This window comes from Nocardioides sp. P5_C9_2 (assembly GCF_054049555.1).
In genome coordinates this window covers 1-5,800 of record NZ_JBFUMD010000237.1, presented here as the reverse complement: position 1 = coordinate 5,800, position 5,800 = coordinate 1, and the positions used below count along the sequence as shown (strand labels likewise).

Annotated in this window: 8 protein-coding genes; 6 read left to right on the top strand and 2 right to left on the bottom strand. The window is 73.8% G+C overall.

What is annotated here, in order from left to right; translation table 11 throughout:
• Positions 1-727: leucyl aminopeptidase family protein (locus ACXJKL_RS12670; protein WP_457207401.1), on the top strand; the 727-nt coding region annotated here is incomplete at its 5' end.
• On the top strand, positions 724-1,062 hold the full coding sequence (locus ACXJKL_RS12665) for a hypothetical protein (RefSeq protein ID WP_457207400.1): 339 nt from the start codon (positions 724-726) through the stop codon (positions 1,060-1,062). The genes ACXJKL_RS12670 and ACXJKL_RS12665, both read left to right, overlap by 4 nt.
• 35 nt (positions 1,063-1,097) lie before the next feature.
• Here ACXJKL_RS12665 and ACXJKL_RS12660 read toward each other — a convergent pair whose 3' ends face one another.
• Entirely contained in the window at positions 1,098-1,736 is a 639-nt protein-coding gene (locus ACXJKL_RS12660) for an O-methyltransferase (protein WP_457207403.1), read from the bottom strand.
• A 207-nt stretch (positions 1,737-1,943) separates the two neighbouring features.
• On the opposite strand from ACXJKL_RS12660, the gene sigE reads away from it, so the two are divergent.
• The 3 genes from sigE to ACXJKL_RS12645 are packed head-to-tail and all read left to right on the top strand — an operon-like array spanning position 1,944 to position 4,656.
• The gene (sigE, locus tag ACXJKL_RS12655; RefSeq protein ID WP_457207402.1) at positions 1,944-2,603 is read left to right on the top strand and encodes an RNA polymerase sigma factor SigE; all 660 of its coding nucleotides are present in this window, start codon (positions 1,944-1,946) and stop codon (positions 2,601-2,603) included.
• Complete coding sequence (locus ACXJKL_RS12650) at positions 2,600-3,157, top strand: anti-sigma factor family protein (protein WP_457207399.1); 558 nt, start codon at positions 2,600-2,602, stop codon at positions 3,155-3,157. Before sigE ends, ACXJKL_RS12650 begins: the two co-directional genes overlap by 4 nt.
• Positions 3,154-4,656, top strand: a complete 1,503-nt coding sequence (locus ACXJKL_RS12645; protein ID WP_457207398.1) for a S1C family serine protease — start codon at positions 3,154-3,156, stop codon at positions 4,654-4,656. Before ACXJKL_RS12650 ends, ACXJKL_RS12645 begins: the two co-directional genes overlap by 4 nt.
• Here the strand turns inward: ACXJKL_RS12645 and ACXJKL_RS12640 are convergent, their stop codons facing one another.
• Entirely contained in the window at positions 4,657-4,902 is a 246-nt protein-coding gene (locus ACXJKL_RS12640) for a helix-turn-helix domain-containing protein (RefSeq protein ID WP_457207397.1), read from the bottom strand.
• A gap of 130 nt (positions 4,903-5,032) precedes the next feature.
• Between ACXJKL_RS12640 and ACXJKL_RS12635 the strand changes: the two genes are divergently transcribed.
• Complete coding sequence (locus ACXJKL_RS12635) at positions 5,033-5,701, top strand: hypothetical protein (RefSeq protein WP_457207396.1); 669 nt, start codon at positions 5,033-5,035, stop codon at positions 5,699-5,701.
• Positions 5,702-5,800 lie beyond the last annotated feature (99 nt).

Below are 5,800 nucleotides of genomic sequence, written 5' to 3'. Positions count from 1 at the left end.
GGTCGGCAAGGGCATCACCTTCGACTCCGGTGGCCTCGACATCAAGCCCGCCGAGAGCATGCTCTCGATGAAGCGCGACATGTCCGGCGGTGCCGCGGTGCTGGCCGCCATGGCCGCCCTGCGTGACGTGGGCTGCCCCGTGCGCGTGGTCGGCCTGGTGCCGGCGGCCGAGAACGCGATCAGTGGGTCGGCCATGCGGCCCGGCGACGTGATCCGGCACTACGGCGGGCGCACCAGCGAGGTCAACAACACCGACGCCGAGGGCCGGCTGGTCCTGGCCGACGCGATGGCCTACGCCGTCACCGAGGTGCGTCCCGACGTCCTGGTCGACATCGCCACCCTGACCGGGGCCATGAAGGTCTCCCTCGGGCAGGGGACCGGCGGCTACTTCGCCAACGACGAGGGCATCTCCGCCGCCCTCGCCGCGGCCGCCGACGAGTCCGGCGAGCTGCTGTGGCGGATGCCCCTGGTGTCCGACTACGAGGACAAGGTCAGCTCACGGGTCGCCGACGGGGACAACGCCGCCGGTGGCGCCGGTGCCATCACGGCCGCGCTCTACCTCCAGCACTTCGCGGGCGACGTGCCGTGGGCGCACGTCGACTTCGCATCGATCGCCGAGGCGCCGGCGGAGCGCTACGAGTGGACCGCCGGGCCGACCGGCTTCGGGCCGCGCCTGCTCCTGGCCTGGCTGGGGTCGGACTCCCCGCTCGAGGGCGTCGGTCGATGAGGGGACTCACCGTCCGCTGGTCGCTCGCCGACGCCCCCGACGGGGTCGAGGAGCAGCTGGCGTCGTACGTCGCCGAGACCTCGCACGCCCGCTTCACCGGCATGGCCGGGCTCGGGTTCAAGACGTGGCGGATGCGCCGCGGCGAGTGGTTCGAGGGGTCCTACGTCTTCGGCTCCGACGACGCCCGCGCGGAGTTCCAGCGCACGTTCGAGGAGGGCGCCGCGCAGGCTCCCGGGTCGAGGATCATCGGCAGCCCGCCGATCCTGGTGGAGGCGTGCGACGTCGTCGCCGTCGCCGAGGGCTGGGACGGCTTCGCCGCCACGCCCCGCGCCTGAGGACCGACGCGGGCCGTTCGGTCGGGCCGGGGACCTCAGGCCTCGGGCGACCAGACCTTCTTGGCGCACAGCAGCCCGTCGCCGACGGGCAGCAGCACCGGGACGAGCGAGGGGTGGTCGGCGACCGTGCGACCGAGCTCGCGGATCGACACCGTCTCCTCGTCGCGCTGGGCGGGGTCGGCCACCCGGTCGTGCCACAGCGCGTTGTCGAAGGCCACCACGCCGCCGGGGCGCAGCAGTCGCAGCGCCTCGGTGAGGTACTCGCCGTACTCCCGCTTGTCGCCGTCGCAGAAGACCAGGTCGTAGTGGCCGTCGGTCAGGCGGGGCAGCACGTCGAGCCCGGCGCCGGCGATGGTGCGCGCCCGGTTGGCCGGGACACCGGCCTCGCCGAACGACTCCTTGGCCAGCCGCTGGTGCTCGGCCTCGATGTCGACGGTCGTCAGGACACCGTCGGCACGCATGCCGCGCAGCAGCCACAGCCCCGACACCCCGGTGCCCGTGCCGATCTCGACCACCGCACGGGCGTCGAGGACGGAGGCGAGGAAGCGCAGCGCGGCGCCGGCGCCGGGGCTGACGGGGGAGACCCCGACCTCGTCGGCGCGGGAGCGGGCGGAGGCGAGGACGTCGTCCTCGGCGACGAACGCCTCGGCGTAGGTCCAGCTCGCGGGCTTGATCGGCGTGGTGATGGTGGCCTCCTGGGTCGGACACGCACGTCAGCCGGGTCGCTGCTGCGCATCGAGTGGCGCGACTCTATCGCGCGGGAACACCGGGCCCGGCTCCCACGTTGTCCCGGGAGAAGCGGCCCGCGATTCCCAGCCTCGCAGGGGTCGGCTCACAGGGTCCTCTCAGGACCGCTCCCTAGGTTGAGGAAGGCCAGAGCACTGTTCAAGCGCCACACGACCCAGCAGGGGGCAGCCGTGGACCCGTCCGCCGACTCCACGGACACCGGCGGTTCGCGCGCCGACGCTCCCGACCTCGTGGTGCCCACGTGGGACGAGGTCGTCGAGCAGCACTCCGACCGCGTCTTCCGCCTCGCCTACCGGCTGACCGGCAACCGTCCCGACGCCGAGGACCTCACCCAGGAGGTCTTCGTCCGGGTCTTCCGCTCGCTGGACTCCTACACGCCCGGCACGTTCGAGGGCTGGCTGCACCGGATCACCACCAACCTCTTCCTCGACGGCGCCCGTCGCAAGCAGCGGATCCGCTTCGACGCCCTCTCCGACGAGCGCGCCGCCCGGCTGCAGAGCGCCTCGCCCGCACCCGATGCCGCGTACGCCGACCAGACCTTCGACGACGACATCGAGAGCGCGCTCGCGACCCTGCCGCCCGACTTCCGCGCCGCCGTGGTGCTCTGCGACGTCGAGGGCCTCACCTACGAGGAGATCGCCGAGATCCTGGACGCCAAGCTCGGCACCGTGCGCTCGCGCATCCACCGTGGGCGCGCGATGCTGCGCCGCGCTCTCGCGCACCGCGCTCCGGTCGACGGCCGCCAGCGGTACGCCGGCCCCGCCCTGGCCGACGGGGCGGAGGTCGCCCGGTGAGCCACCTCGGGTCCCGGGTGAGCGCGCTGCTCGACGGTCGGTTGCCGGCCGTCGATGAGGAGCGGCTGTGGGAGCACGTCCACACGTGCCACCCCTGCCGTGACCTCGTCGAGCGCGAGGGGTGGGTCAAGACCAAGCTGGCCGGCCTGTCCCTGGACCCCGGCGCCGCGCCGGCCGGGCTCAAGGACTCCCTGATGTCCCCGACCCGGGCGCTGCGGCCGGACCCGTTCGCGACCGCGCTCCCCGCGACCCGGCACCGGCACCGAGGGCTCGCGCTGATCGGTGGCGGAGCCGTCGGCGCCGCCGTCGTCGGCGTCCTCGCCCTGGGGGCTGCCGGATCGCCGCAGGTCGAGCGCCGGGCGCCGGTCGGCGACCTGAACCGTCCCGTCACGACCTCCACCGTGGATCCCCAGGTCCGTCCGGTACGCCGCACGCGCACCTCCGCGCCGGGGCACTCGTCGAGCTCGCGGTCCCCCCGCGTCGCGACCGGCCAGACCCTCACGGTGCGCCACCTCTTCGACCAGGTGGCCGCGCGGGGGACAATGACTCCGTGAGCGACCAGGAACACCCCGACCAGGACCGGCCCGAGCGACCCGCGCAGCACGACGAGCTGCCCGTGCACGCCGACCGCCACGACGGGGAACTGACGCAGCCGATCCCGGGTTGGACCCCGCCCAACCAGACGTCCGCCCCGGCGGCGGAGCAACCGCCCGCGGCGGAGCAGCCACCCGCGGCGGCCGCCACGCCCTTCGGGCCGCCCCAGTCGCCGCAGCAGGCGCCGTCGCCGCAGCAGCCGCTGCCCACCGGCGCTCCGGTGCGGCAGCCGACGCCGCTGTCCCCGATCCCGCAGCAGTCGTGGGGTCCGGGTGTCCCCGCCGACCGCCCGTTCGGCGGGTTCTTCGCCGGTGAGGCCGCCACCACCCCGATGCCGGTGGCCCCCGACGACCGGCCGCGCCGGACGTCGCGCTGGTTGTGGCCCGCCGTCGCCATGCTGGCCCTGGTGGTCGGCCTCCTCGGCGGCTTCCTGGGTGCGCTGGGCTACGACCGGCTCGGCGACGACACCGGACGCTACGACGGGGGTCTCGACGCCGTCGAGACCCAGGACGCCGCGCCGCTCGAAGCCGACAACGGCTCGGTGCCGGCCRTGGCCCAGGCACTGCTGCCCAGCACCGTGCAGATCATCGCCGCCTTCAACGGGGAGGCCGGCGGCGCCACCGGGTCGGGCTTCGTGCTCGACCGGCAGGGGCACATCGTCACCAACAACCACGTGGTCGCGTCTGCCGCCCAGGACGACGGCGCGATCCTGGTCGTCGACTCCGAGGGCACCCGCCACGACGCCACGGTCGTCGGTCGCAGCCCGGTCTACGACCTCGCCATCCTCCAGGTGGAGGACGTCGAGGGCCTCGAGCCGGCCGCCCTCGGCGCGTCCACCGTGCTGCACGTGGGGGACCCGGTCGTCGCGTTCGGCTCGCCCCTCGGGCTGAGCCAGACCGTCACCTCGGGCATCGTCAGTGCCCTCAACCGACCGGTGACCACGGGCGACTCCGACAACCAGTCGTCGTACATCAATGCCGTCCAGACCGATGCCGCGATCAACCCGGGCAACTCGGGTGGGCCGCTTGTCAACCTCGCCGGCGAGGTCGTGGGGGTCAACTCCGCCATCGCCACGACCGGGGGCAGCCTCACGGGGGAGACGTCGGGCAACATCGGGGTCGGCTTCGCGATCCCGATCGAGCAGGTGCGCACGACCGCCGACCAGATCCTGGCCACGGGCGAGGCGCGCTACCCCGTCATCGGGGCGCAGGTCCGCACCGGCGGCAACGACTCCGAGGGCGCGCTCATCACCGAGGTCAACGACGGCACCCCGGCCCAGGACGCGGGGCTCCTCCAGGACGACCTGGTCACCCGGGTCGAGGGCGAGCCGGTCACCGACGGCATCGCGCTGATCGTCGCCATCCGCACCCACCAGCCCGGCGAGACCATCGAGTTCACCGTCCGTCGTGACGGCAAGGAGCGCACCGTCGAGATCACCCTCGACGGCGAGATCGGCTAGTCAGTCCTCGCTGYGGCCGGCGTCGCTCTCCACGAACGGGTGGTCGGAGACGAAGGTCTTGGTCTCGGCGTACATCCGCTCGATGAACCTCTCCAGCTCGGCACCCTCGACGCGCCACTGGCCGCGCCCGCCGATCTTGATCGCGGGCAGGTCCCCCCGGCGCACCAGCGCGTAGACCTGGGCGCTGGAGGTGTTGAGCACCTCGGCCACGTCGGCCAGGGTGAGGAAGCGGGGGGAGTCGGGCATGAGGTCATGATCGCAAACTCCGTCACCGCAGTGGTACGACGCCCCGGCGGCTGTGGACGGGGACGGATCTCGTCGCGCTTCCTGTGGACGAGCAGGTGTGCGGAGGCGTCCGGCTGGACATGATGCGTGTGTGTCTCGGACCCATGCTGCCTCCGACGTGCCCACCGCCACCCGTGCCCAGCCGCCCGGGTGGCGCGATCCACGCCTCTGGGTGGGCGTCGCCCTGGTCGCCGTGTCGGTCGTGGCGGGGGCGCGACTCCTCGGCGGCGCCGACGACTCCGTGACGGTCTGGTCCGCCGCGTCCGACCTGGCTCCGGGGGATCGGCTCACCGCTGACGACCTGGTGGCCACGTCCGTGCGCTTCGAGGAGCCGACCGACCTGGTCCGCTACCTCGCCACCGACGATGCCCTCCCCGAGGACCTGCAGCTCGTGCGGGGTCTCGGCGCGGGCGAGCTCGTCCCGGCCGCGGCACTGGGCTCGGCGGAGGAGAGCGACACGGTGAGCCTGTCGCTGTCCTTCCCCAGCGAGCTGGTGCCCAGCGGGATCGGCACCGGCTCGGTCGTGGAGCTGTGGGTCGTGCCCGCGGCCGACGCCCGCCGCACGGAGCTGACCGGGCTGACCGGACCGGTGCTCAGCGACGTGGTGGTCATCGACGCGCCGAGCGCGACCGAGTCCCTCGGCTCCGTCGGGGGTGGCCGCCAGCTGGTGCTGGGCATCCCGCGCGGCGAGTCGGAGGCCCTCGCGTCGCTGCTCGCCGCCAGCGAGGAGCAGCGTGTCCGGGTCCTCGGGCAGGGCTGACCCGTGATCTGCGTGCTGGTGATGGCCTCGGGAGCCGCCTGGGAGTCCGCGGCGCTCGCGCGTCTCGACCGCGAGAGCGGCGTGGTCGTGCTCAAGCGG

What these genes read in the sequence shown, in the direction of transcription:
- ACXJKL_RS12665 (WP_457207400.1), top strand. Translation starts at nt 724, where the DNA reads ATGAGGGGACTCACCGTCCGCTGGTCGCTCGCCGACGCCCCCGACGGG.